Source organism: Streptomyces sp. NPDC059582, assembly GCF_042735715.1.
Taxonomy (GTDB): Bacteria; Actinomycetota; Actinomycetes; order Streptomycetales; family Streptomycetaceae; genus Streptomyces.
Map to the genome: position 1 here is coordinate 1 of NZ_JBHWCC010000092.1, position 22,676 is coordinate 22,676.

Annotated in this window: 20 protein-coding genes; 15 read left to right on the forward strand and 5 right to left on the reverse strand. The window is 74.1% G+C overall.

The features are described 5' to 3' along the window. Positions 1 to 694: 694 nt before the first annotated feature. From ACFV0T_RS40755 to ACFV0T_RS40765, 3 genes are all read left to right on the forward strand, one after another. Positions 695 to 2,593 carry a transketolase gene (locus ACFV0T_RS40755; protein WP_385790416.1) on the forward strand — a complete coding sequence of 633 codons (1,899 nt, stop codon included), beginning with the start codon at positions 695 to 697 and terminating at the stop codon, positions 2,591 to 2,593. A gap of 203 nt (positions 2,594 to 2,796) precedes the next feature. Next, complete coding sequence (locus ACFV0T_RS40760; RefSeq protein WP_385790385.1) at positions 2,797 to 3,504, forward strand: GvpL/GvpF family gas vesicle protein; 708 nt, start codon at positions 2,797 to 2,799, stop codon at positions 3,502 to 3,504. 48 nt (positions 3,505 to 3,552) lie between these two features. Then, on the forward strand, positions 3,553 to 3,693 hold the full coding sequence (locus ACFV0T_RS40765) for a hydrophobic protein (RefSeq protein ID WP_385790387.1): 141 nt from the start codon (positions 3,553 to 3,555) through the stop codon (positions 3,691 to 3,693). Positions 3,694 to 3,713: 20 nt separating this feature from the next. Here the strand turns inward: ACFV0T_RS40765 and ACFV0T_RS40770 are convergent, their stop codons facing one another. Beyond that, positions 3,714 to 4,535, reverse strand: coding sequence for a class I SAM-dependent methyltransferase (locus ACFV0T_RS40770; protein WP_385790389.1), 822 nt, complete (start codon positions 4,533 to 4,535; stop codon positions 3,714 to 3,716). Between the two features lie 140 nt (positions 4,536 to 4,675). Then, positions 4,676 to 6,178, reverse strand: a complete 1,503-nt coding sequence (locus ACFV0T_RS40775; RefSeq protein ID WP_385790391.1) for a bifunctional phosphatase PAP2/diacylglycerol kinase family protein — start codon at positions 6,176 to 6,178, stop codon at positions 4,676 to 4,678. Positions 6,179 to 6,246: 68 nt separating this feature from the next. On the opposite strand from ACFV0T_RS40775, the gene ACFV0T_RS40780 reads away from it, so the two are divergent. The 3 genes from ACFV0T_RS40780 (at position 6,247) to ACFV0T_RS40790 (ending at position 9,137) form a co-directional block, all read left to right on the forward strand. Continuing rightward, complete coding sequence (locus ACFV0T_RS40780) at positions 6,247 to 6,903, forward strand: histidine phosphatase family protein (RefSeq protein WP_385790393.1); 657 nt, start codon at positions 6,247 to 6,249, stop codon at positions 6,901 to 6,903. A gap of 67 nt (positions 6,904 to 6,970) precedes the next feature. After that, positions 6,971 to 8,590, forward strand: a complete 1,620-nt coding sequence (locus ACFV0T_RS40785; protein ID WP_385790395.1) for an ABC-F family ATP-binding cassette domain-containing protein — start codon at positions 6,971 to 6,973, stop codon at positions 8,588 to 8,590. A 259-nt stretch (positions 8,591 to 8,849) separates the two neighbouring features. Beyond that, complete coding sequence (locus tag ACFV0T_RS40790) at positions 8,850 to 9,137, forward strand: DUF6158 family protein (protein WP_385790396.1); 288 nt, start codon at positions 8,850 to 8,852, stop codon at positions 9,135 to 9,137. Positions 9,138 to 9,419: 282 nt separating this feature from the next. On the opposite strand, the gene ACFV0T_RS40795 is transcribed toward ACFV0T_RS40790, so the two are convergent. Then, positions 9,420 to 9,827 carry a DUF2795 domain-containing protein gene (locus tag ACFV0T_RS40795; RefSeq protein ID WP_385790398.1) on the reverse strand — a complete coding sequence of 136 codons (408 nt, stop codon included), beginning with the start codon at positions 9,825 to 9,827 and terminating at the stop codon, positions 9,420 to 9,422. Between the two features lie 238 nt (positions 9,828 to 10,065). On the opposite strand from ACFV0T_RS40795, the gene ACFV0T_RS40800 reads away from it, so the two are divergent. From ACFV0T_RS40800 to ACFV0T_RS40815, 4 genes are all read left to right on the forward strand, one after another. Continuing rightward, positions 10,066 to 10,860: an RNA polymerase sigma factor SigF gene (locus ACFV0T_RS40800; protein ID WP_385790400.1), complete on the forward strand. Its 795-nt coding sequence runs from the start codon at positions 10,066 to 10,068 to the stop codon at positions 10,858 to 10,860. Between the two features lie 222 nt (positions 10,861 to 11,082). Further along, on the forward strand, positions 11,083 to 12,231 hold the full coding sequence (locus ACFV0T_RS40805; RefSeq protein WP_385790402.1) for a hypothetical protein: 1,149 nt from the start codon (positions 11,083 to 11,085) through the stop codon (positions 12,229 to 12,231). Between the two features lie 169 nt (positions 12,232 to 12,400). Beyond that, positions 12,401 to 13,648: an aminotransferase class I/II-fold pyridoxal phosphate-dependent enzyme gene (locus tag ACFV0T_RS40810; RefSeq protein WP_385790403.1), complete on the forward strand. Its 1,248-nt coding sequence runs from the start codon at positions 12,401 to 12,403 to the stop codon at positions 13,646 to 13,648. Continuing rightward, positions 13,645 to 14,769 (forward strand): MBL fold metallo-hydrolase, encoded by a 1,125-nt coding sequence (locus tag ACFV0T_RS40815; RefSeq protein WP_385790405.1) that lies wholly within the window; start codon positions 13,645 to 13,647, stop codon positions 14,767 to 14,769. Before ACFV0T_RS40810 ends, ACFV0T_RS40815 begins: the two co-directional genes overlap by 4 nt. A 131-nt stretch (positions 14,770 to 14,900) precedes the next feature. On the opposite strand, the gene ACFV0T_RS40820 is transcribed toward ACFV0T_RS40815, so the two are convergent. Then, entirely contained in the window at positions 14,901 to 15,524 is a 624-nt protein-coding gene (locus ACFV0T_RS40820; protein ID WP_385790418.1) for a DedA family protein, read from the reverse strand. 176 nt (positions 15,525 to 15,700) lie between these two features. Further along, positions 15,701 to 16,474 carry an MBL fold metallo-hydrolase gene (locus tag ACFV0T_RS40825; protein WP_385790407.1) on the reverse strand — a complete coding sequence of 258 codons (774 nt, stop codon included), beginning with the start codon at positions 16,472 to 16,474 and terminating at the stop codon, positions 15,701 to 15,703. Between the two features lie 84 nt (positions 16,475 to 16,558). On the opposite strand from ACFV0T_RS40825, the gene ACFV0T_RS40830 reads away from it, so the two are divergent. The 5 genes from ACFV0T_RS40830 (at position 16,559) to ACFV0T_RS40850 (ending at position 22,599) form a co-directional block, all read left to right on the forward strand. Further along, the gene (locus ACFV0T_RS40830; protein WP_385790409.1) at positions 16,559 to 16,990 is read left to right on the forward strand and encodes a hypothetical protein; all 432 of its coding nucleotides are present in this window, start codon (positions 16,559 to 16,561) and stop codon (positions 16,988 to 16,990) included. Between the two features lie 87 nt (positions 16,991 to 17,077). Then, positions 17,078 to 19,162 carry a phage holin family protein gene (locus ACFV0T_RS40835; protein WP_385790411.1) on the forward strand — a complete coding sequence of 695 codons (2,085 nt, stop codon included), beginning with the start codon at positions 17,078 to 17,080 and terminating at the stop codon, positions 19,160 to 19,162. Positions 19,163 to 19,259: 97 nt separating this feature from the next. Further along, positions 19,260 to 20,321, forward strand: coding sequence for an ATP-binding protein (locus ACFV0T_RS40840; RefSeq protein ID WP_385790412.1), 1,062 nt, complete (start codon positions 19,260 to 19,262; stop codon positions 20,319 to 20,321). Beyond that, on the forward strand, positions 20,318 to 22,108 hold the full coding sequence (locus ACFV0T_RS40845; protein WP_385790414.1) for a hypothetical protein: 1,791 nt from the start codon (positions 20,318 to 20,320) through the stop codon (positions 22,106 to 22,108). The genes ACFV0T_RS40840 and ACFV0T_RS40845 overlap by 4 nt, the downstream gene beginning before the upstream one ends. Before the next feature lie 65 nt (positions 22,109 to 22,173). Next, the gene (locus ACFV0T_RS40850) at positions 22,174 to 22,599 is read left to right on the forward strand and encodes an OsmC family protein (RefSeq protein WP_010983301.1); all 426 of its coding nucleotides are present in this window, start codon (positions 22,174 to 22,176) and stop codon (positions 22,597 to 22,599) included. Positions 22,600 to 22,676: the final 77 nt, after the last annotated feature.

A 22,676-nucleotide genomic window follows, 5' to 3' on the forward strand; every position in this document is an offset into this window, starting at 1 on the left:
ACCCCCCGGGCGGGCGCGGGTCGGCCGGGGCCAGCCCCGGGGGGCCCGGGGGGCCGGGGGGGCCGGTGGGGCCCCCGGTCCCCCCCCACGGCACTAGTTGCCCGGGTGGCTTCGCGGGCCGGGGCCCGGGGACCCCGCACGTTTGGAGCCCCCGGCCAGGGGGACGCGGAAAGTCCCGTACGCGAGGTGCGCGAGACCGCGAGACGTCGGTCACCTCCGTACGCCCCTGCGTCCTCGTACGCCCACAGCCGGAGGCGAGCCAACCGTGAGTCGACCCCACAGTGCGAGTGTGACGGTCGGTGCCGGATTCGCCCTGAACCCGACAGACCGCCGCGCGCGACCGCCACTGCCGCTCGACGTCCCCCTCGACGTCCCCCCACCCCGGTCCGGTCCCCGGCCCGCGAGAACCCGGCCCGGCGGCGAACCCGGCGGCCGGCGCCCCGGTCCGGTGCGCGCGGACAGCAGACCCGGGCCCGCGCGGAGAAGGTCGGGTCCCGAGCCTGCGCGCAACCAGCCGGGCGGCGAACCGGCGAAGAACCAGCCCGGCGGCGAGCCGGCGAAGAACCAGCCCGGCGGTGAACCCGCGAAGAACCAGCCGGGCCGTCACCCCTCGCCCGGTCCCGTCAGGCGCCGCGACATCCCGGACGATCGCGCCTGAGCGGGCCCCGGCCCCAGACATCCCGGACGATCGCGCCTGAGCGGGCCCCGGCCCCAGACATCCCGAGCACCGCACGGAAGGAGACAGATGAACACCGGCGAACTCGTCGAACTGGCCCAGCAACTGCGTGTGGACAGCGTGCGCGCGGCCGATGCCGCGGGATCCGGACACCCGACGTCCTCGATGTCCGCGGCGGACCTGATGGCCGTCCTGCTCGCCCACCACCTCCGCTACGACTTCGACCGCCCCGCCCACCCCGGCAACGACCGCTTCGTCCTCTCCAAGGGGCACGCCTCGCCCCTGCTGTACGCCGCCTACAAGGCGGCCGGAGCCGTCGACGACGCCGAACTGCTCACCTTCCGGCGTCTCGGCAGCCGCCTGGAGGGCCACCCGACCCCGCGCCGGCTGCCGTGGGTCGAGACCGCGACCGGATCGCTCGGACAGGGACTGCCCGTGGGGGTCGGCATCGCGCTGGCCGGCAAGCGGCTGGACCGCACCGACCACCGCGTGTGGGTGCTGTGCGGCGACAGCGAGCTGGCCGAGGGGTCCGTGTGGGAGGCCGCCGAGCACGCGAGCCACGAGCACCTCGACAACCTCACCGCGATCGTCGACGTCAACCGGCTCGGCCAGCGCGGCCCGACCCGGCACGGCCACCACCTCGACGCGTACGCGCGCCGCTTCCGGGCCTTCGGCTGGCACGCCGTGGAGGTCGACGGCCACGACGTCGACGCGATCGACCGGGCCTTCGGCGAGGCGGAGTCGACGAGCGGGCAGCCGACCGTGATCCTCGCCCGCACCCTCAAGGGCCGCGGCGTCGCGTCAGTCGAGGACCGCGAGGGCATGCACGGCAAGCCGCTGCCCGACGCCGCCGAGGCGGTCGCCGAACTCGGCGGCCGTCGCGACCTGCGCGTCCGCGTGCAGCAGCCGCCGGACGCCCGCATGCTGCACTCCGTCCGTACCGGCCCGCTGGAGCTCCCGCGGTACGACAAGGGCGACGAGGTCGCCACCCGCGACGCCTACGGCCACGCGCTCGCCGCGCTGGGGACCGCCCGTGGTGACGTCGTCGCCCTCGACGGCGAGGTAGGCGACTCCACCCGCGGCGAGTACTTCGCCAAGGAGCACCCCGACCGCTACTTCGAGTGCTACATCGCCGAACAGCAGATGGTCGGCACGGCGGTGGGATTCGCGGCACGCGGCTGGGTGCCCTACGCCTCCACCTTCGCCGCCTTCCTCACCCGCGCCTTCGACTTCGTGCGGATGGCCGCGGTCAGCGGCTCCGGCATCGTCCTGAACGGCTCGCACGCGGGTGTCGCGATCGGGCAGGACGGGCCCTCCCAGATGGGCCTGGAGGATCTGGCGATGTTCCGCACGGTGTACGGCTCGACCGTGCTGTACCCGTGCGACGCCAACCAGACCGCCAAGCTCGTCGCCGCCGTCGCCGGCCTGGACGGCGTCCGCTATCTGCGCACCTCGCGCGGCGCGAGCCCGGTGATCTACGGACCGGACGAGGAGTTCCCGGTCGGCGGCAGCAAGGTGCTGCGCTCCTCCGACCGGGACCGGCTGACGATCGTCGCCGCGGGCGGCACCGTCCACGAGGCGCTGTCCGCCGCAGAGGCGCTCGACGGACAGGGCATCCCGGTCCGGGTGATCGACCTCTACTCGGTCAAGCCCGTCGACCGGCACACGCTGCGCCAGGCGGCCGAGGAGACCGGCTGCCTGCTCACGGTCGAGGACCACCACCAGGAGGGCGGGCTCGGGGACGCGGTCCTGGACGCCTTCGCCGACGGCCGTCCCGTGCCGCGTCTGGTGCGGCTCGCGGTCCGTACGATGCCGGGCTCGGCGACACCGGCCGAACAGCTGCACGCCGCGGGCATCGACGCCGAGGCGATCGCCACGGCCGGACGGCTGCTGGTCGAGGAGGCGATAGTGCGCTGATCAGCGAGGCGGCGATCGTGCGCCGGGCGGGGGGACGGCCGCGCGAGAGGCGGGGCGGCACTCGTGTGACGGACGGTGACGGCACGCACATCCGGGTCCCGAGGGTTTGGCCGCCGCGGATGCGGCCACCCGGTGCTTGAACGACCGGCCCGTACCGGCCCGACCTCCGCCCTGGAGGCGGGCCGCGCGCAGGAGGAGGCACCATGACCGGACTGCGGTATGTCTACGCCGTCTGCCGGCCCTTTCGCGCGGCCCTCCAGGCCCAGCTCACCGGGGTGGGTGGCGTGCCCGTCGGGCTGCTCAACCACCAAGGCCTGGTCGCCGTCGTCTCCACCGTGCCCGCGTCCGATTTCGCCGAGGAGCCGCTGCTCGAGCACCTGGCGGACCCGGACTGGCGGGCCGCCGTGGCGCGCTGCCATCAGTGCGTGATCGACGCGCTCACCGCCGTCACCACACCGCTGCCGCTGCGGCCCGCCACCGTCTGCTGCGACGACAGCGCCCTGCGCGCGATGATGGAGGCGCGCGAGGCCGAGTTCACGCACACCCTCGACCGGTTGGACGGAAGAGTCGAGTGGGGCGTCCGGGTCTACACGGAAACGCAGCCGGCCGAGGAATTCGCGACCCGGCTGCACGCGATGCTTTCCCGGTACGCGGAGGATTCCCGATTCCGGTCCCGGAAGCTCTCGGCCCCGGAACTCTCAGGCGGAACCGGACACAACGTACTGAACGCGGCATATCTGGTGTCGCGGGCGGATTCCGAGGAATTCGTGGAAATGGTCGACCGGGCGAAGAGTGACGCCCTCCCCGGAGTACGGGTCGAACTGGCCGGTCCGTGGGCGGCCTATTCCTTCGCGGGTGAGTACGCGGAGGAGAAAGAGATGCACGGGGCATACTGCGGCCCGAGGTCCTGATCAGGGCCTCGGGCCGCCTGCACCACTGCTTGACCACCGTTTGTCCGGGTGCTCCTTGTCTTCGGTGCCGGATTCGCAGTCAAGCTGCCGTGGTGGATCGCGCTCGCAGTTCTGGTCGTCCGGCTGCTCGGATTCCTGTTCGGTGGCACGAGCGCAGCCGGGGGCAGGGGCCGCTGGTACCGGTGGTGATGTGCCGGCGGTGACGCGATTCAGACTTCCTTGCGGCAGAGAATCTCTCCGTGCAGAACGGCGAACCAGCCGTCGTCCCGATTTCCCCACTGCCGCCAGGCGTCCGACACGGCCCGCAGTTCCTCCTGCGTCGCGTGGCCGCCCTCCACCGCCCGCCGCGCGTACGCCGAGGCCACGGTGCGGTCCGCCCACAGGCCGCTCCACCACGCCCGCTCCTCGGCCGTCGAGAAGGTCCAGGTGCCGGAGGTGGCCGTGATGTCCCTGATCCCCGCCGTCAGCGCCCACGACTTCAGCCGGCGTCCGGCGTCCGGCTCGCCTCCGTTGGCGCGGGCCACCCGGCGGTACAGATCCAGCCAGTCGTCCATGCCGACGGACTCGGGATACCAGGTCATCGCCGCGTAGTCCGAGTCGCGGACCGCGATGAACCCGCCCGGCCTGGTCACCCGCCGCATCTCGCGCAGTGCCTGCACCGGATCGCCGACGTGCTGGAGCACCTGGTGGGCGTGGACCACGCAGAACGTGTCGTCCGGGTAGTCCAGGGCATGGACGTCGGCCACGGCGAAGTCGGTGTTGGCCAGGCCCCGCCCGGCGGCCGTGGCGCGCGCCTGCTCCAGGATCTCCGCCGCGTGGTCGACGCCGGTGACGTGTCCGTCCGGGACCAGTTCCGCCAGGTCGGCGGTGATGGTGCCCGGTCCGCAGCCGATGTCCAGGATCTTCATGTGGGGCTTCAGTGAGCCGAGCAGGTACGCGGCGGAGTTGGCGGCCGTGCGCCAGGTGTGCGATCGCAGCACGGACTCGTGGTGCCCGTGCGTGTAGACGGCGGTCTCCCGCGTTCTCGGCATGGCTGTGCCCCTTCTCGTCGGCTGCGCGTACCCCCCGCGGGGCTCTCGGCCCGGCGGGGGCGACATCGGTCACGGTACGCGCGTCGGCCGAATGATGAGACCGCCGTTTCACGATACGGACTGACGGGTGCTCAGGACGATCAGGTCTCCGGGTTCCCGGTCAGCGGGCGGTACACGACCAGCGCCTCGGGCAGCTTCTCCAGCGTCACATCGCCCGACACCTCGGTGACTTCACCGTCGTAGGCGAGGAGCGTGCCCGGCTCGACATCCGCCAGACGCAGCCGGCCCACCTGGACCGCGGCGTGGGCGGGCGAGCGGGTGAGCGGTCCCGCCGCCGCGGCGGCGAGCAGCCGCAGCGCGGGCCTGCGGCCCCCGTGCACCACCCGTACGTCGAGCAGCCCGTCCGCCAGATCCCGGCGGCGGCCCGGTGCCAGCCCCATCCGGTGGTAGGTGCCGTTCCCGGCGAACAGCAGCCACAACGGGCGGGTGCGGCCGCCCACTTCGGCATGGAGCGGGTGCCGGTCCGCGCGCAGGACGCGCACCGCCGCCAGCACCCCGGCCGGCCAGCCGCCGATCCGGCCCGACCAGCGGTCCCGCTCCCGCACCAGCTCCGGATAGACGCCCAGGCTGCACGTGTTGAGGAAGACACCCTGCGTGTCCCCGCCGCTGAACCGGCCCACGTCCACGCGCACGGCCTCACCGCGCCGCACGGCACGGCTCAGGGCCCGTTCGTCCTCCACGCCCAGGTCATAGGCGAAGTGGTTGAGCGTGCCGCCGGGCAGCACCGCCAGCGGCAGGCCGTGCCGCAGGGCGACCTCCGCCGCGGTGTTCACCGTGCCGTCGCCGCCGCACACCCCCAGGGCCACGGCACGGCCCGCCGCCTTCTCCAACTCGTCCCGGACGTCGCCCGGCGCGCACTCGACGACCTCAGCCAGCGGCAGCGCGTCGCGCAGCGCCCGCACCCGGTCGGCGGTGCCCGACGCGGAGTTCGCCACGACCACCAGGCCCTCGCCGTCGGGCAGGGCCGGGGCCTCGGCGCGCGGCCGGGCCGGCGGCACGACCTGGGCCCGGGTCGGCACCATGCCCCGTACGGCGAAGGCCGCCGCCCCGCCCAGCGCCGCTCCCGCCAGCACATCGCTCGGGAAGTGCACCCCGGTGTAGACGCGGGACATGGCCACCGAGAAGGCCACCGGCGCCACCACCGCCCCCCACGCAGGCGACTCCAGCGCGACCCCGGTCGCGAACGCCGCCGCCGACGCGGCGTGCCCGGACGGGAACGACGTGGTGATCGGCTGCCGCTTCAGCTGCCGGACCAGCGGCACGGGGTCCAGCACCGGGCGCGGGCGGCGCACCGAGCGCTTGCCGAGCGTGTTGATCGTCAGCGAGGCCAGGCTCAGGGAGGCCAGCCCGCGCGCGGCCGCCCGGCGGGCCCGCGGTGTACGGCTCGCCGCGACGGCCGCCGCCGCCGCGAACCACAGCACCCCGTGGTTGGCGCTCCGGCTCAGCCGCGGCAGCACGGGCTCGGCGCCCGGCCAGTCGCGTTCGGCGGCGAACTCGAACAACCGGCAGTCGAGGGCGAGCAGCCGGTCGCGCAGGGCGTGGTTCCCCGGTTTCAGGACGGTGAGGTCGACGTCTGGGCTCATGAGGTCATGGGTACCCTGAAGCGGCCGTTTCGTGTCCCGGACGGCACTGTCGCCGAAGGACCCACCGCATGCGCCTGCTCCTCGTCCGCCATGGTCAGACTCCCACCAACGTCGACTTCCTGCTGGACACCGCCGTGCCGGGACCGGGCCTGACCGCGCTCGGCGAGCAACAGGCCGCGCGGCTGCCGGCGGCCCTCGCCGACGAGGACGTCGAGGCCCTCTACGCCTCCACCCTCGTCCGTACGCAGCTCACCGCCGCCCCGCTGGCCGCCGCCCGCGGCCTCGACGTGACCGTGCGTGACGGCATCAGGGAGATCTCCGCGGGCGACCTGGAGCTGCTGCCCGGCGACTCCCCGCTGGGCGAGCGCTACATGCGCACGGTGTTCGCCTGGGCGGCCGGGGACCTGGAGCTGCGGATGCCGGGCGGCGAGAGCGGCACCGAGGCCTTCGCCCGCTACGACTCCGTGGTCGCCGAGGCCGCGGACAGCGGCGCCGGGACGGTCGCCATGATCAGCCACGGCGCGGCCATCCGCATGTGGGCGGCCGCCCGCGCCGACAACGTCGACGTGAGCTTCGCCGCAGCCCACCGCTTGGAGAACACCGGTGTGGTGATCCTGGAGGGCACACCCGCCGACGGCTGGAAGGCCCTCACCTGGGCGGGCGCCACGGTCACCCCCGCGGGCGAGGGCGGTCCCACGGGCCGCCCGCTGGACGAGACGGGCTGAGCGCGCCGGTCCGGCGTCCGGTTAAGCATTTGGCGGGCGCCGTGGGCGACCCGCAGAATGCCGTTTCATGGGACATCTGGAAGCCGCGCACCTCGAGTACCACCTCCCCGACGGGAGGACACTGCTCGGCGACGTGTCGTTCCGGGTGGGCGAAGGGGCCGTCGTGGCCCTCGTCGGACCCAACGGCGCGGGCAAGACGACCTTGCTCCGGCTGATCTCCGGCGAGCTGAAGCCGCACGGCGGCACCGTCACCGTCAGTGGCGGCCTGGGTGTGATGCGACAGTTCGTGGGCTCCGTACGGGACGAGACGACCGTACGGGATCTGCTGGTGTCGGTCGCGCCGCCCGGCATCCGCGAGGCCGCGCAGGCCGTCGACCGGGCCGAGCACACCATGATGACCGTCGACGACGAGGCCGCCCAGCTGGGGTACGCGCAGGCGCTCTCGGACTGGGCGGAGGTGCGCGGCTACGAGTCGGAGACGCTCTGGGACATGTGCACCACGGCCGCGCTGGGCGTGCCGTACGAGAAGGCGCAGTGGCGGCTGGTACGGACGCTGTCGGGCGGTGAGCAGAAGCGGCTGGTGCTGGAGGCGCTGCTGCGCGGCACCGACGAGGTGCTGCTCCTCGACGAGCCGGACAACTACCTCGACGTGCCCGGCAAGCGCTGGCTGGAGGAGCGGCTGAAGGAGACCCGCAAGACCGTGCTGTTCGTCTCGCACGACCGGGAACTCCTCTCCCGCGCCGCCGAGAAGATCGTGTCCGTCGAGCCGGGACCGGCCGGCGCCGACGCCTGGGTGCACGGCGGCGGCTTCGCCACCTACCACGAGGCCCGCCGGGAACGCTTCGCCCGCTTCGAGGAACTGCGCAGGCGCTGGGACGAGAAGCACGCGCAGCTGAAGAAACTGGTGCTGAACCTGCGCCAGGCGGCCTCCATCAGCCATGAGTTGGCCTCCCGCTACCAGGCCGCGCAGACGCGGCTGCGCAAGTTCGAGGAGGTGGGCCCGCCGCCCGAGCCGCCGCGCGAGCAGGACATCACCATGCGGCTGAAGGGCGGACGCACCGGCGTACGGGCCGTCACCTGCGAGGGACTCGAACTCACCGGCCTGATGAAGCCCTTCGACCTGGAGGTCTTCTACGGCGAACGGGTCGCCGTACTCGGCTCCAACGGCTCCGGCAAGTCGCACTTCCTGCGGCTCCTCGCCGGCGAGGACGTGACGCACACGGGGGAGTGGAAGCTGGGGGCGCGGGTCGTCCCCGGGCACTTCGCCCAGACGCACGCGCACCCCGAGCTCCAGGGCCGCACCCTGCTCGACATCCTGTGGAAGGAGCACGCCCAGGACCGGGGCGCCGCCATGTCCCGGCTGCGCCGCTACGAGCTGACCCAGCAGGCCGAACAGAACTTCGAGCGGCTCTCCGGCGGTCAGCAGGCCCGCTTCCAGATCCTGCTGCTGGAACTGGAGGGCGTCACTGCCCTGCTCCTGGACGAGCCCACCGACAACCTCGACCTGGAGTCCGCCGAGGCTCTCCAGGAGGGCCTGGAGGCATTCGAGGGCACGGTCCTGGCGGTCACGCACGACCGCTGGTTCGCCCGTTCCTTCGACCGCTACCTCGTCTTCGGCAGCGACGGCCGGGTGCGCGAGAGCTCCGAGCCGGTCTGGGACGAGCGACGGGTGGAGCGGGCCCGCTAGGGCCTGCCGTTCGGATCAGGTCGGTCGTGGCCGGCCGATCCGAACGACAGGCCCCAGGTCTCCTGGCGCTTCCTGACGGGCCCCGCCAGGACCCGCTCACCGGCGGCGGAACGCGGACGGAGGCCCGGGGGCCGGAATGTTCGTACAGTGGATGCGAAGAGGTGATTGGTTCCACGGTTCCCTCCCGGATCCGCTCGGGGGATCGCTCACGGGCGGCCATCCGGGCCGCAGGGACGGACACGACGAGCGGGGTATCACCATGAGCGGAGTCGACCCGGCGCGACTGGACGACCAGCAGCTGATGAAGGAACTCGAGAACATCCACCGCACGCGCCACGACACCCTGCTGTACGGCTCCAACGATGCGCTGCGCACCCACAACCACCGCATGGCACAGCTGGAGGGCGAGTACCTGCGGCGCAACCCCCGCCGGTTCGTGTCGCCGGGCCGCACCCGCGACGGCGCACGGGACCGGGCCGCCGCGGGCGCCGACAACGCGACCCCGGTGGGCAAGTGGGGGCCCGGAGCCGGTCACCGCGGCGCCTGACACCACCGGGACCCGCCCTCGTTCCGCCCTGTCCCAGACGGCTTCCCGCGACGTGAGCACGTCCGGGAACGCCGCGCGGAACGCCTCGAGGCCGTCCGGCCTGCGGCTCGTGACCAGCGTGCCGCGGCCTTGGTCGCACGCCCTGGTCGCCCCAGGTGCCGCCCGCGTCGCGGATGTCCGTGCGCGGGCTCGGCCAAGAGGTGGTACGACCGCGCGGGCCGTGGCGTCACCGACGCCGACGGCAGCCACGGTCGTCCTCGGACCCGCGGGCCCGGCACCGGCTCACCCGCGACCCCGGCCGTCCCCGCCGGCCGGCTCGCGGCGCGTGACCGCCTCGGCCAGCTCCTGGACGGTGGCGTAGCTCGCCGGGCGCGGCAGCGTCCCCACCGCCTCGATCAGCGGGTCGGGAGCGTTCCGGTCGCGCAGGACGTCCACCAGTTCGCCCGGGGTCGCCGGAAAGGTCCTGCGGCCCAGCACACGGGCCAGCTCCAGGCGCACCGTGTCCACGGAGGCGCCGGAGCGCCTCGGTTCCACGGGCCCGCCCCAGAGCTGGGGGTCGTCGTCGGCGGCCGGTTCCGGATCGTGCCACTCCGTGGCGCGCGTGGGGTGTCCCGACCTGAGCAGTCCCTGTAGTTCGTGCTTCATCTCCTCGTCCCGGTGGACGCTCAGTCGGTCGCTGCCTCGCTGCATGTCCTTCTCCAGAGCTTCGGGTTCGGCCCCACGCGTACCCGAGGAGCGGACCCCGACACGGCCGTTCCGCCCGGCGTTTGCCGTCCGAGGCGGGGGGCAGGCGCAGAAACAGTGCTTCGGACCGGAGGCACGTCCGTGGGAGCGGTGAGTTCCACGCCCCGGACGCGCCCGTCCGTACGCAGGCCGCGCTCCCACGGTGACCGTCCACCCAAGGCACACAAGGGAGTTGCGACGCACCATGGCACATCGAGCGAGCGCGAAGCACCACCCGCACGACGACGCCCCCGACACCGCGGAAGCCTTCCGCCGGCTCGCCACGCTCCCCCCGGGCGAGCAGCGCGACACCCTCCGCGCGCACCTCGTGGAGGCCTGGCTGCCCATGGCCGACCGGCTCGCCGGACGCTTCCGCAGCCGCGGCGAGAACTTCGACGACCTGCGCCAGGTCGCGGCCGTCGGCCTGATCAAGGCCGTCGACCGCTACGACCCCGAACTCGGCAACGCCTTCGAGAGCTACGCCGTCCCCACCATCACCGGCGAGATCAAGCGGCACTTCCGCGACCACATGTGGACCCTGCACGTGCCGCGCCGGGTCCAGGACCTGCGCAACCGCGTCCGGTTCGCCCGCCAGGACCTCGCGCAGACCATCTCGGGCCGTCCGCCCAGCGTCGCCGAGATAGCCGAGCACACGCAGTTGAGCGAGGACGACGTCCGGACCGGCCTGGAGGCACTGGAGAGCTTCACCGCGCTGTCGCTGGACGCCGACCTGCCCGGCAGCGACGAGGGGTACTCCCTGAGCGAGGCCCTCGGCTCCCCCGACCCGGCCCTCGACACCGTCGTGGACCGGGAGTCCGTCAAGCCCCGGCTGGCGGCACTGTCGGAGCGGGAGCGGACCATCCTGTACATGAGGTTCTTCGGGGACATGACGCAGAGCCGGATCGCCGAGCAGCTCGGTATCTCGCAGATGCACGTGTCACGGCTGATCAGCCGGTGCTGCGACCGGCTCCGGGACCAGGTGATGCGGGAGGTCGTGTAACGCGCGGCGCGGTGTGCCGGGAGGGCCGACGGGGGGCGCTCGTCGCGTACTTCCCCGTGACCGGGGCGGAGTCGCGGTCGGCATCGGATTCTTCACCCGGTCGGCCCCGCACTGTCCCGCTAATGGGGTCCGGCCGCGCGCGGCCCGGCGCCGGGCGGGCTGTGATGGCTGCGGGGCACGACCGGAGTGTCCCGACAGCCGTCAGGCCGAAGGAGCCCGCTCATGCGCCGCACCGCCCGCCTCCTGTCCGTCGTCGCCCTGGCCGGTGCCGGCCTGGCCAACGGCGCGCCGGCCGCCTTCGCGGACCCGGTCGCCCAGGTCAGCCCAGGCAGCCCCGCCCCGGGGAGCAGCGTCACCGTCTCGGTCACCTGCACCGCCCTGGCCGGCTCCCCGCCCGGGACCATCGACGCCACCTCACCCGCCTTCGACCAGGGCACCGTCAAGCTGACCCGGGTCACCACGACAGACGCCCGGTCGTCCGGGACCACCTATCGCGGCACGGCCCGCATCGCCGCCGCCCAGGACGCGACGGGCACGGCGAGCGCGGGTGCCCTGGGCACTTTGAGCGCTACGGCTTCCGCGGGGGCCACGGACTCGGTGTCGACCGTCGGCGGCACCTGTCCCGCGGCAGCCGGCGAACAGGGCAAGGCCTGGAGCGCGAAGTTCACCGTCGGCCGCGACGGCGACGGTGGGCCGTGCGGCGAACAGGACGGCACGTCGTCCTGCGCGAGCAGCGGCGTACCGGGCAGGGACAGCGGCAGCGGCAGCGGCACCGACAAGGACGGCACCGCGGCCGGCACCGGCGTACCCGGCGTCGTCGCCACGGGAGACAGCGCCGGTGACACGGGCCAGGACAGTGGCACCGACACCGGCGGGGACGGCGACGGTGACACGGGCGGGGACGGCGACGGCGCCAGGGAGAACGGAGACGGCGCCTCCGCCTCCGCCCCCCTCCCCGTCCCCGCCGTCCCTGTCCCCTCCTCCGCCTCCACCTCCGTGATCCCCGCCCCCGCCTCCGCCTCCGCCTCCGCCTCCGCCTCGGACACCGACTCCGACTCGGACTCGGACTCTGACTCGGACTCTGACTCGGACTCTGACTCGGACTCCGACTCCGACTCGGACTCGGACTCCGCCTCGGACTCCGCCTCGGACACCGACGAGGACAGTGACCAGTCGTGCGCCGGCTCACGCGCCGACTCACGGGGCGGCTCCTGTGACGGTGGCGGGACGGAGCACGGCGTGGAGGCCGGTCAGGGTGGCTCCCTCTCCGGGTCTCTTCCGGCGCTCGTCGCCGGTGGCCTGTTCGTCGCCGGCGCCTTCGGAGCCGCCGCGCACCGGCTGTGGCGCCGTGAACCCGCCCGCGAGAACTGACCCGCACCACGGTGTGGAGGGAGCGACGCGAGCGGACCGTCATGACGGTGCGGCGGGACGGGTACCCGATCTTCCTGAGGGCACGATCCCCGCGCGAGGCCACAAGGGCCGCGAGAGCACAGGGCACCACAGCGGTGGCAGCGGGCACCAGGACTGCGCGGAGGTACGCATGCGGCGGACGGACCCGGAAGGTCACGGCCCGGTCCGCTACGGGCCTCCCTTCCCCGACGACGGGCTTCCCCTGCTCCCGGAACTGTCCGAGGTGCTCGCCGCGGCCGCGACCAGGGCCCGCACGGAACCCGTCGGCGGCGGTACGGCGCTGCGGGAGGCGGCGTGCGGCTACTGGTCCCGGCGGGGACTGGCCGCCGAGCCCGACCGCGTCGCCGTCGCTCCCGGAGCGCCGACGCTGCTGGTCGCGCTGACCGCCGCGCTCGGCGGCGACGTGCTGGTGCCGCGGCCCTGCGCCGCCTGGTGGGCCCCGTACGCGCGGCTGTTGGGCAGACCCGTGTTCCATGTGGCGACCCCGGCCGAGTGCGGCGGCGTACCGGATCCGTACGCCCTGCTGGAGACCGTCCGCCGGATCCGCGCGGAGGGCGGCGACCCACGGCTGCTGGTGCTGTCCGTCGCCGACGACCCGACCGCCACCGTCGCCCCGCCCGAGGTGCTGCACGAGGCCGTGGAGGCCGCCGCGGGGGAGGGCCTGCACCTGGTCAGCGACGAGACGTGGCGCGACACCGTGCACGACCCGCACGCGACCGTGGTGTTCAGCCCCGCCGAGATGCTGCCGGAGCGGGTCACCGTGGTCGGCGACCTGGCCGGCGCGCTGCTGCCGTCCGGCTGGCCGGCCGCCGTCGCCCGCTTCCCCGAGGGCGCCGCCGGGAACGACCTCCACGCGCGCGTGCTCGACGTGCTCACCGCGCTCGGCGCCCAGGTCGCGGCGCCGGTCGCCGCGGCGGCCGGGTACGCCCTCGCCGAGCCCGAGCCGGTCACCGCGCGGGTGGCCGCCGCCGTACGTGTGCACGCGCGTGTGGCCGCCGCCGTGCACGCCGCCTTGGTCGGCGCCGGCGCGCTCGCCCTGCCGCCCCGGGCCGGCCGCCACCTCTACGCAGACCTGAGTCCGCTGCGGGCCGCGCTGGCCCCGCACGGCGTGGGGGACACGCAGGAACTGGAGGACTTCCTCGCCGGCCGGCTCGGCATGCCCGCGCCCGGCGGGCACCGCTTCGGCGACGACCTCGCCGCACTGCGCGTACGCCTGTCCACCGCGCCGCTGCTCGGCGGCACGCAGGAGGAGCGGGCGCGGTGCCTCGATTCACCCTCACCGTGGGAACTGCCGCACGTGCAACGCGCGTTGATCAATCTGAGATCGGTCTTCGACGATCTCCGCGATGACGCTCAGCGATGGGAGCCTCCTCGATGACGCAACAGTCCGAGTCGACCACCACCACGAGCACGCCCACCGGTGCGGCCCTGCCGGAAACCGGCCCCCCGGGGCACTCGGCCCCCTTGGCACCCCCGCCGCCGCCGCTCGCCGCACCCCCGCCGCCTCCGCCGCTCGCCGCACCCCGGCCGCTGGGGGAGCGCCGGGACTGGCCGCGGACCTTCCACGACCGGCTGACCGCCCCGCTCCCGGGGCTCAAGGCCATCGCGCGCTTCGCCCGCGAGGGCTCGGTCCGGCCCGGCAGGGAGGGCCTCGCCGACATCCCCCGACTACCGTACGAATCCGGCACGGTGCCCCGGGTGGACACCCGCACCCTCGCCGTCACCTGGGCGGGGCACGCCAGTTGGGTGGTGCGCGTCGGCGGGCTGACCGTGCTGACCGACCCGGTCTGGTCCCGCCGCATCCTCGGCACCCCGGCCCGCATCACACCCGTCGGTGTCTCCTGGGAAGCCCTGCCGCGCGTCGACGCGGTCGTCATCAGCCACAACCACTACGACCATCTGGACGCCCCGACGCTGCGCCGCCTCCCGCGCGCCACGCCGGTTTTCGTGCCCGCCGGGCTCGGGGGCTGGTTCCGCCGCCGCCGGTTCACCACCGTCACCGAGCTCGACTGGTGGGAGGCGGCCGAGCTGAGCGGTGTCCGCTTCGACTTCGTGCCCGCCCACCACTGGTCCAAGCGCAGTCTCACCGACACCTGTCGCAGCCTGTGGGGCGGCTGGGTGCTGACCGATCCGGACGGGCAGCGCGTCTACTTCGCGGGTGACACGGGCTACGGCCACTGGTTCGCCCGCATCGGACAGCGCTACCCGGGCATCGACCTCGCCCTGCTCCCCATCGGCGCCTACGACCCGCGCTGGTGGCTGAGCGACGTCCACTGCGATCCGGAGGAGGCGGTCAGGGCCGCGCAGGACCTCGGCGCCCGCCGGCTCGCCCCCATGCACTGGGCCACGTTCGTGCTGTCGGCCGAACCGGTCCTCGAACCGCTCACCCGGGTGCGGGCCGCCTGGGAGAAGGCGGGCCTGGCCCGCGACGACCTGTGGGACCTGCCGATCGGAGGCTCCCGGATCCTTCCCCAGACGAGCCTGGCCGGCTCCGACTAGGCCCCGTACGGCCCCGACCAGGGCCCGTACGGCCCCGACCAGGGCCCGTCCGGCCCCGAGCCAGGGTCCGTCCGGCCCCGACTACATCCCGTCCGGTCTCGACCAGGGGGTGGCCGGACGGGCCCTGGGGCCTAGGCCCCGGCCGTCCCGCGTATCCTCCGCCACACGCTCGGCGCCGCGCTGACCAGCACGGTCAGCGCGACCGCCGCGACCACGCCCTCCCACGGCTCACGGAACAGCGAACCGCCGAGTATCCCGATCAGCTGGTACGTCACGGCCCAGGCCAGGCAGGCCGGCAGGTTGCCCCGGGCGAAGCGGCGCAGCGGCCAGTCGGCCATCAGGCAGGCCAGCATCACCGGGATGCGGCCCGCGGGCACCAGCCGGGACAGCACCAGGACGGCCACCCCGTGACCGGCCAGCTTCTCCTGAGCCTGCGTCAGCCGCTCCTCGGGCGCCCGCGCCCGGATCGCCTCCAGCCAGCGCGAACCGTTCTTCGACCGCATCCCGCGCCGGCCCAGCCAGTACAGCGTCGCGTCGCCGAGGAACGCGGCCAGCGACGCCGTCACGAACACCGTCGCCAACGCGAACGGCGCCGTCTGGTGGACGGCGACCACGGCCGCCGAACTCACCAGTGCCCCCGTCGGCACCACCGGCACCAGCGCCCCGATCAGCACCAGCAGGAACAGCGACGGATAGCCGATGGCCTGCTGCGTCGACTCCGGCGGCGTGGTCCGCACGGCGGCGGCCAACGGCACGGCGTCCGACGACGCGGCGGCCAGGGCGGACACCGCGGTCCACGCAGCCGAGGCGAGGGCTGTCACGGCGCCCAGCGGCACGGCGGTCAGCAGCGCGGCGGCCAGAGCGATCGCCGCGCCCAGTGGTGTCGCGGCCGGAGCGGTCACGGCGGTCAGCAGCGCGGCGGCCGGCGCTATCACCGTGCGACCTCCAGGCGCACGCCCTCCCCGTGCGCGAGCCGGTGCACCTGCACGCCCGGCGCGCGCTCCGCCGCGTACCGTACGAACTCGTCGCCGGGCGCGTGGAACTCGTGGGGGCGCACGGCGTCCATGCCGATAGGCCAGTACGTGCCGTAGTGCACCGGCACCGCGCTGCGTGGCGCCAGCCGGGCCAGCGCCTCGGCCGCCCGGCCCGCGTCCAGATGCCCCTCGCCGAGGTACGGACCCCAGCCGCCCACCGGCAGCAGCGCCACGTCGACCGGCCCGACCTCCTCGGCCATCGAGTCGAACAGACCCGTGTCCCCGGCGAAGTAGGTGCGCGCCTCGCCCTCGACGACATAGCCGAGAGCGGGGGAGCGGTGCGGGCCCAGCGGCAGCCGCCGTCCGTCGTGCCGGGCCGGTACCGCACGCACCACCAGCCCGCCGATCACCGTCTCGTCCCCGGGCTCCACCTCACGCACCCGCAGATGGCCGAGCCGGCCGAGCCCCGGGACGGCGCGCGGCGCGCCACGGGGCACCAGCACGCGCGTACCCGGCGCGAGCCGCCCCAGCGACGGCAGATGCAGATGGTCGGCGTGCAGATGGGAGACGAGCACGAGGTCCGCGCGCAGGGCGTCCGCCGGTGGCAGCGCGCCACGGCGGCGGCGCAGGTGCGCGAGACGGCGGGCGAACAGAGGATCGGTGAGCAGACGTACGCCCGAATCCTCGACCGTACAGGTCGCGTGGCCCCACCAGGTGATCTCCACCGGCACCTCTTTGCCTCCTTCGCGCGACTCCCCGAAGCCTACGGGCAGGAGTAGGGTCGGCGGCGAAACCCGGAGGTGAGGGGGGACGCCATGGGAGAGGTGCGAGATGCCTCCGGCGGGCCGGCCGCGGTGCGCGTGACGGCGATCGCGAGCCTGACACCCTTGGAGGAGCTGGACGCCGACCCGTTCCTGGTGGACTCCCGCAGTCAGCACGCGATGTGCGCGCGGTGGGCCGCGGAGCGCGGCTACGTCGTCGCCCGGGAACTGCTGGTGTGCGGACTGCGCCCCGACCACGGTGTGCTGTGGGACGGCGTCCGGCCCGGCGTGGACCTGTTCGTCGCACCCAGCCGGCGGGTGCTGGAGAGCGCGCTGTCGTCCGTCGAGGAGTTCACCGAGGAGGCCCTGCGGCGCGGCGTGCGGGTCGAGACGGTGGGGCGGGCCGAACCGCTGTACGACGCGCAGATGAAGGCACGGGTGCACCGGCGGCTGTCGATGCCGACGGCCGGCTATGACGGGCGGTAGCGCGGGACCGCGACCGGCCCGGACCCGCGGCTGTGACACGCTGGGAGGGTGAGGGCCCGCGGCCGGCGTGGGACCGGGACGTGAGGTGTGCGGGGCGTGCGGTGGGGGCGGATCGTCGGTCAGGCCGGGCGGAGCATCGCGGTGTGGGCCGTCTCCACGGTCACCCTGCTCGTCCTCGCGGGCGTCCTGCCGGACTTCCAGCTCCAGTCCGCCGACGGTGACAGCGCCACCCGCATAGGCGTCACCGCCGCGCTCGGCGCCGGCGCCTTCGGTGTCCTGTCGGCCGTCGTGTGGCCCCTTCTCGTACGGCTCCTGCTGCTGGTCCCCGCGCTCGTCCTGGGCCTGCTGGTCTTCTTCCTCAACGGCTCGCTCCTGCTGCTCGCGCTGCGCCTGAACCCCTCCGGCAGCAGCGAGGCGGCCCCGGAGACCGCCGTCATCGTCGCCGCCGTGATGTCCGCCGTCGCCTCCGCCACCGGCGCCGCCCTGGCCGTACGCGACGACGACGCCTACCGCAGCCGGCTCCACCGCCTCGCCGCCCGCCGCAGCAGAGGACGCCCGCCGTGCCCGGCCGTCCCCGGCACCGTCTTCCTCCAGTTCGACGGCGTCGGCCACGACGTGCTCGTGGACGCCGTCGGCAAGGGCCTGATGCCCACCGTCGCCGCCTGGCTGGGCGCCGGGCCCGACGCCACCTCGGCCGGGACCACGCACCGGCTGACGTCCTGGCGCACCGACTGGTCCAGCCAGACCGGCGCCAGCCAGCTCGGCATCCTGCACGCCAGCAACTTCGACGTGCCCGCCTTCCGCTGGTACGAGAAGGACAGCCGCGAGGTGATGGTCTGCAACCGGCCGTCCAGCGCCGCCGAACTCCAGCGGCGCGCCGTCGAGCGCACCGGCGACGGCGGCCTGCTCACCCTGGACGGCGCCAGCCGCGGCAACCTCTTCGGCGGCGGTGCCGAGGAACAGGCCCTCGTCCTGTCCAGCGCCGCCCGCCGCGGCCGCCGCAACCGGTCCAGGGCGGGCTACTTCGCCTACTTCTCCGACCCCGCCAACGCCGTGCGCACCGCCCTGTCCTTCGTCGCCGAGGTCGGCCGCGAGATACTCCAGTCGACCCGGGCCCGCGCGCGCAGACAGCGCCCGCGCGTCAAGCGCGGCGGTCTCTACCCGTTCGTCCGCGCCTTCGCGACCGTCGTCGAACGGGACGTCGTCGTCGCCGCGGTGATGGGCGACATGCTCGTCGGCCGCGCCGCCGTCTACGCCGACCTGGTCGCCTACGACGAGGTCGCCCACCACTCCGGACCGCGCAGCCGGGACGCCGAGCAGGTCCTCCGGCGCCTGGACCGCTCCCTCGCGCTGATCGGCAAGGTCGCCGAGCACGCCCCGCGGCCGTACCGGATCGTGGTGCTGTCCGACCACGGGCAGAGCCCGGGCGAGACCTTCCGCTCCCGCTACGGCCTCACCCTCGGCGACCTGGTACGGGCCGGCTGCGGACTGCCCGTACCGCGCCGCGCCGAACACACCCGCAGCGGTGCCGAGGCGCGCGCCGCCGTCCGTGCCGCACTGCGCCGGCCCGTCGAGGAGAGCGGCGAACGGCACCGCCCCACCGACCGCCGCTCGGAGCCGATCGTGCTGGCCTCCGGCAACCTCGGCCTGGTCTCCTTCCCCGACGTGCCGCACCGCATGACCAGGGAGGAGATCGACACCCGTCACCCCGCGCTGCTGCCGACCCTCGCCAACCATCCCGGCATCGGTTTCCTCCTCGTCCGCAGCGAGGAACACGGCGGGCTCGTGCTCGGCGCGCGCGGCGCCGAGATCCCCCTGGACCGGCTCGACGAGGACCCCGGCCCGCTCGCCGCGTTCGGACCGGGCGCCGCCGACGCCGTCAGGCGCACCCACTCCTTCCCGCACACCGCCGACATCATGGTCAACTCCTTCCACGAACCCGCCGACGGCGAGGTCCTCGCGTTCGAGGAACAGATCGGCTCGCACGGCGGTCTCGGCGGCGCCCAGGGCACCCCCTTCCTGATGTTCCCGCTCGCCTTCTCCACGCCGGTCGAGCACGGCGCGCAACTCGTCGGCGCCGAACACCTCCACCAGGTCCTGCGCCGCTGGCTGTGCGAGCTGGACGGCCCACAAGTGCCGTTGGAGACGGAGCGGGAGGAGCGCGCCGCCTGAATATTCGGCTGCGCCGGCGGATGCGTACGCACACACTGTCCGCATCAGGCCGCGCACATCGGCGCGCTTGCCCCGACCCCCGCAAGGAGTGCTTGCTTTGCAGGCAGCCGTCACCGTCACGCCCGCCCGCATCCCGGAACTGCTGCTCGGCCTCGCCACCGTGCGGCCCGTCTTCGTCTGGGGTGCCCCCGGCATCGGAAAGTCCTCCCTCGTCCGGGAGTTCGCCGAGTCGCTGGGCCTGGAGTGCGTGAGCCTGCTCGGCACCCAGCTGGCGCCGGAGGACCTCATCGGGGTGCCGCAGATCCGGGACGGGCGCTCGGTGTTCTGTCCACCGGAGACGATCGCGCGCGACGAGCCGTACTGCCTGTTCCTGGACGAGCTGAACGCGGCGACGCCGGACGTGCAGAAGGCGTTCTACTCGCTGATCCTGGACCGCCGCATCGGCAGCTACGAACTGCCCGAGGGCTCGATCGTCATCGGTGCCGGGAACCGGGCCACCGACAACGCCCTCGCCCGTCCGATCGCCTCCGCGCTCGTCAACCGCCTCGCCCACGTGCACCTGGAGGCCTCCGCCAAGGACTGGCTCGGCTGGGCCGCCGCCCACGGCATCCACCCCTGGATCCTCGACCACCTCACCGACCGGCCCGACCACCTGTGGTCCAAGCCGCCCAAGACCGAGGAGCCGTTCTCCACCCCCCGCTCCTGGCACATGCTCTCCGACGCGCTGCACTCCTTCGGCCGTGACCTCGACGAGGACACCCTGAAGGTCGTCGCGCACGGCACCCTCACTCCGGCGCACGCCGTCGCCTTCTGCGGCTACGTCAAGATCGTCCGGAGCCGGTTCGGCATCGAGGCGATCCTCAGGGGCGACGCCGGCTGGCCGAACCGCCCGGAGGACCGCGACCTGCTCTACTACCTCGCCGAGTCCTTCCGCGGCCGACTCGTCAAGGACCTGCCCGCGAGCAAGGAGCACCTGTCGGCCAACGGCCGCCAGACCGCGTACACCGCCAAGTCGCTGCTGGTGCGGCTCGCCGAGATCTCCGTCGAGGTCGCGCAGAGCGTCATCGCCCCCGACACCGACGGCAACCCCGTCCTGCCCGGCTGGTTCCTCATCGAGGCCGCCCGCGACATGCCCCGGCTGGTCGAGGCGCGGCGATGAGGCGCCCGCCACGCGCGAAGAAGCCGGATCCGGCGGCCGAGGAGTGCGCCAAGGGCGTCCAGCTCGTGCGGGCCAACCCGGCACTGGCGGCGCTGGCGGCCACGACGTGCCGCGAGGAGGACTGCTCCGTCGCTCCCCGCGACGGCCTCGTCCGCGTCTCCTCCAGCGGCCGCCTCCATCTGCACCCCACCCGCCGCGCCGAGCCCGCCGAGTGGGCCTGGGCCATCGCCCACGGCCTCATCCACCTCGGCTTCGGACACGTACCCGCCGAGAAGGGCGAACGCGAACAGCCCGACCGCCCGCTCCTCGCGGCCCGCTGCACGGTCGTCAACCGCTTCCTGCAGACCTTCCCCGTCGGCCGCGCCCCGGACCACCTGCCGCTGTCGTACCCGGGCGGTGACGAGGAACAGCTCGCCGCCCGCTGGCGCCGCGACGGCGTCCCGCCCGCCTACGAGCACTGCGGCACCGCCGGCGGCGAACCCGACCAGCTGCTCGTGCCCTGGACCGACCGGACGCAGCCCACCGACTGGCAGCTCACCTTCGCGCACGCCCTCACCCGCACCATGGCCACCGCGATGGACCTGGCCGGCGGCCGCCGGGACTCCATGGACGGCGGCCCCACCCGACTGCGGCCCTGGGAACAGGCGCTGAGCTGGTTCGTCTCCTCCTACCCGCTGCTCGGCGGCATCGCGGCCGGCATCAAGCTGGTCGCCGACGCCGAACTCGCCCGCGCCCACGGCATCGCGATCGCCGCCGTCGACGCCGAGGCCGGCGAGATCTACGTCAACCCCCTGCGCCACCTCGGCGACGAGGAGTGGCGGTTCGTCCTCGCCCACGAGATGCTGCACGCCGCCCTGCGCCACGGCGACCGCTGCGGCACCCGCGACCCGTACCTCTTCAACGTCGCCTGCGACTACGTCGTCAACGGCTGGCTGTGCGACATGCACGTGGGCACCATGCCCGAGGGGCTGTTGTACGACCCCGACCTCGCCGGCCTGTCCGCCGAGGAGGTCTACGACCGTATCGCCGGCGACCTGCGCCGGATGCGCCGTCTGGCCACCCTGCGCGGCAAGGGCGTCGGCGACCTGCTCGGTGGCCCGCTCGGCGCACCCCGCGAGTACGTCGACCTCGACGCGTTCTACCGCCGCGGCCTCGCCCACGGCCTGGACCTCCACCAGCGGCAGGAGCGCGGCTTCCTGCCCGGCGGCCTCGTCGAGGAGATCCGCGCCCTCAGCCACCCCCCGCTGCCCTGGGACGCCCGACTGGCCCGCTGGTTCGACGAGTTCGTACCCCGCCCCGAACCCGTGCGCTCCTACGCCCGCCCCTCGCGCCGCCAGTGGGCCACCCCCGACATCGCGCGCGCCGGGCGCCACTTCCCGCCCGAGGAGATCGCCCGCTGCACCTTCGGTGTCGTCCTCGACACCTCCGGCTCCATGGACCGGGTCGTGCTCGGCAAGGCCCTGGGCGCGATCGCCTCCTACGCCGAGGCCCGTGACGTACCGGCGGCACGCGTCGTCTTCTGCGACGCCGCCCCGCACGACGCCGGCTATCTCCCGGTCACCGAGATCGCCGGGCGGGTACGCGTGCACGGGCGTGGCGGCACGGTCCTGCAGCCCGGGATCGACCTGTTGCTCCGGGCGGACGACTTCCCGCCCGGCGCACCCGTCCTCGTCATCACCGACGGCTGGTGCGACGTCCTGCGGGTGCGGCGCGAGCACGCCTATCTGATCCCGCAGGGGGCCCGGCTGCCGTTCACCGCGCGCGGACCCGTGTTCCGGGTGCGCTGAGCCGGAATGTGATCGGATGGTGCGCAGGCATCCCGTACCCGGGAACCCACCCGAAAGGAAGAACCGTGGCAACCACGCGCTCCGCACACACCGTCTGGGAAGGCAACCTGCTCGAGGGCAACGGCGTCGTCACCTTCGACTCCTCCGGCATCGGCCAGCAGCCGGTGTCGTGGCCGTCGCGCGCCGAGCAGGCCAACGGCAAGACCAGCCCCGAGGAGCTGATCGCCGCCGCCCACTCCAGCTGCTTCTCCATGGCGCTGTCGCACGGCCTGGCCGGCGCCGGCACCCCGCCCACCAAGCTCGTCACCTCGGCCGACGTCACCTTCCAGCCGGGTGAGGGCATCACCGGCATCCACCTCACCGTCGAGGGCACCGTCCCCGGCCTCGACAACGACGCGTTCGTCGCCGCCGCCGAGGACGCCAAGAAGAACTGCCCCGTCAGCCAGGCCCTCACCGGAACCACCATCACCCTGTCGGCGAAGCTCGCCTGATCCGGCGCCACGCCCGCCCGCTCGCGCGGGGCCCCCGCCCGGGCGGGGCCCGCCCCCGGGGGTCGGGGGGCGGGCGC

What these genes read in the sequence shown, in the direction of transcription:
- ACFV0T_RS40790 (WP_385790396.1), top strand. Translation starts at nt 8,850, where the DNA reads ATGAGCGGAGTCGACCCGGCGCGACTGGACGACCAGCAGCTGATGAAG.
- ACFV0T_RS40830 (WP_385790409.1), top strand. Translation starts at nt 16,559, where the DNA reads ATGGGAGAGGTGCGAGATGCCTCCGGCGGGCCGGCCGCGGTGCGCGTG.
- ACFV0T_RS40770 (WP_385790389.1), bottom strand. Translation starts at nt 4,535, where the DNA reads ATGCCGAGAACGCGGGAGACCGCCGTCTACACGCACGGGCACCACGAG.
- ACFV0T_RS40800 (WP_385790400.1), top strand. Translation starts at nt 10,066, where the DNA reads ATGGCACATCGAGCGAGCGCGAAGCACCACCCGCACGACGACGCCCCC.
- ACFV0T_RS40780 (WP_385790393.1), top strand. Translation starts at nt 6,247, where the DNA reads ATGCGCCTGCTCCTCGTCCGCCATGGTCAGACTCCCACCAACGTCGAC.
- ACFV0T_RS40815 (WP_385790405.1), top strand. Translation starts at nt 13,645, where the DNA reads ATGACGCAACAGTCCGAGTCGACCACCACCACGAGCACGCCCACCGGT.
- ACFV0T_RS40760 (WP_385790385.1), top strand. Translation starts at nt 2,797, where the DNA reads ATGACCGGACTGCGGTATGTCTACGCCGTCTGCCGGCCCTTTCGCGCG.
- ACFV0T_RS40775 (WP_385790391.1), bottom strand. Translation starts at nt 6,178, where the DNA reads ATGAGCCCAGACGTCGACCTCACCGTCCTGAAACCGGGGAACCACGCC.
- ACFV0T_RS40810 (WP_385790403.1), top strand. Translation starts at nt 12,401, where the DNA reads ATGCGGCGGACGGACCCGGAAGGTCACGGCCCGGTCCGCTACGGGCCT.
- ACFV0T_RS40845 (WP_385790414.1), top strand. Translation starts at nt 20,318, where the DNA reads ATGAGGCGCCCGCCACGCGCGAAGAAGCCGGATCCGGCGGCCGAGGAG.
- ACFV0T_RS40785 (WP_385790395.1), top strand. Translation starts at nt 6,971, where the DNA reads ATGGGACATCTGGAAGCCGCGCACCTCGAGTACCACCTCCCCGACGGG.
- ACFV0T_RS40805 (WP_385790402.1), top strand. Translation starts at nt 11,083, where the DNA reads ATGCGCCGCACCGCCCGCCTCCTGTCCGTCGTCGCCCTGGCCGGTGCC.
- ACFV0T_RS40795 (WP_385790398.1), bottom strand. Translation starts at nt 9,827, where the DNA reads ATGCAGCGAGGCAGCGACCGACTGAGCGTCCACCGGGACGAGGAGATG.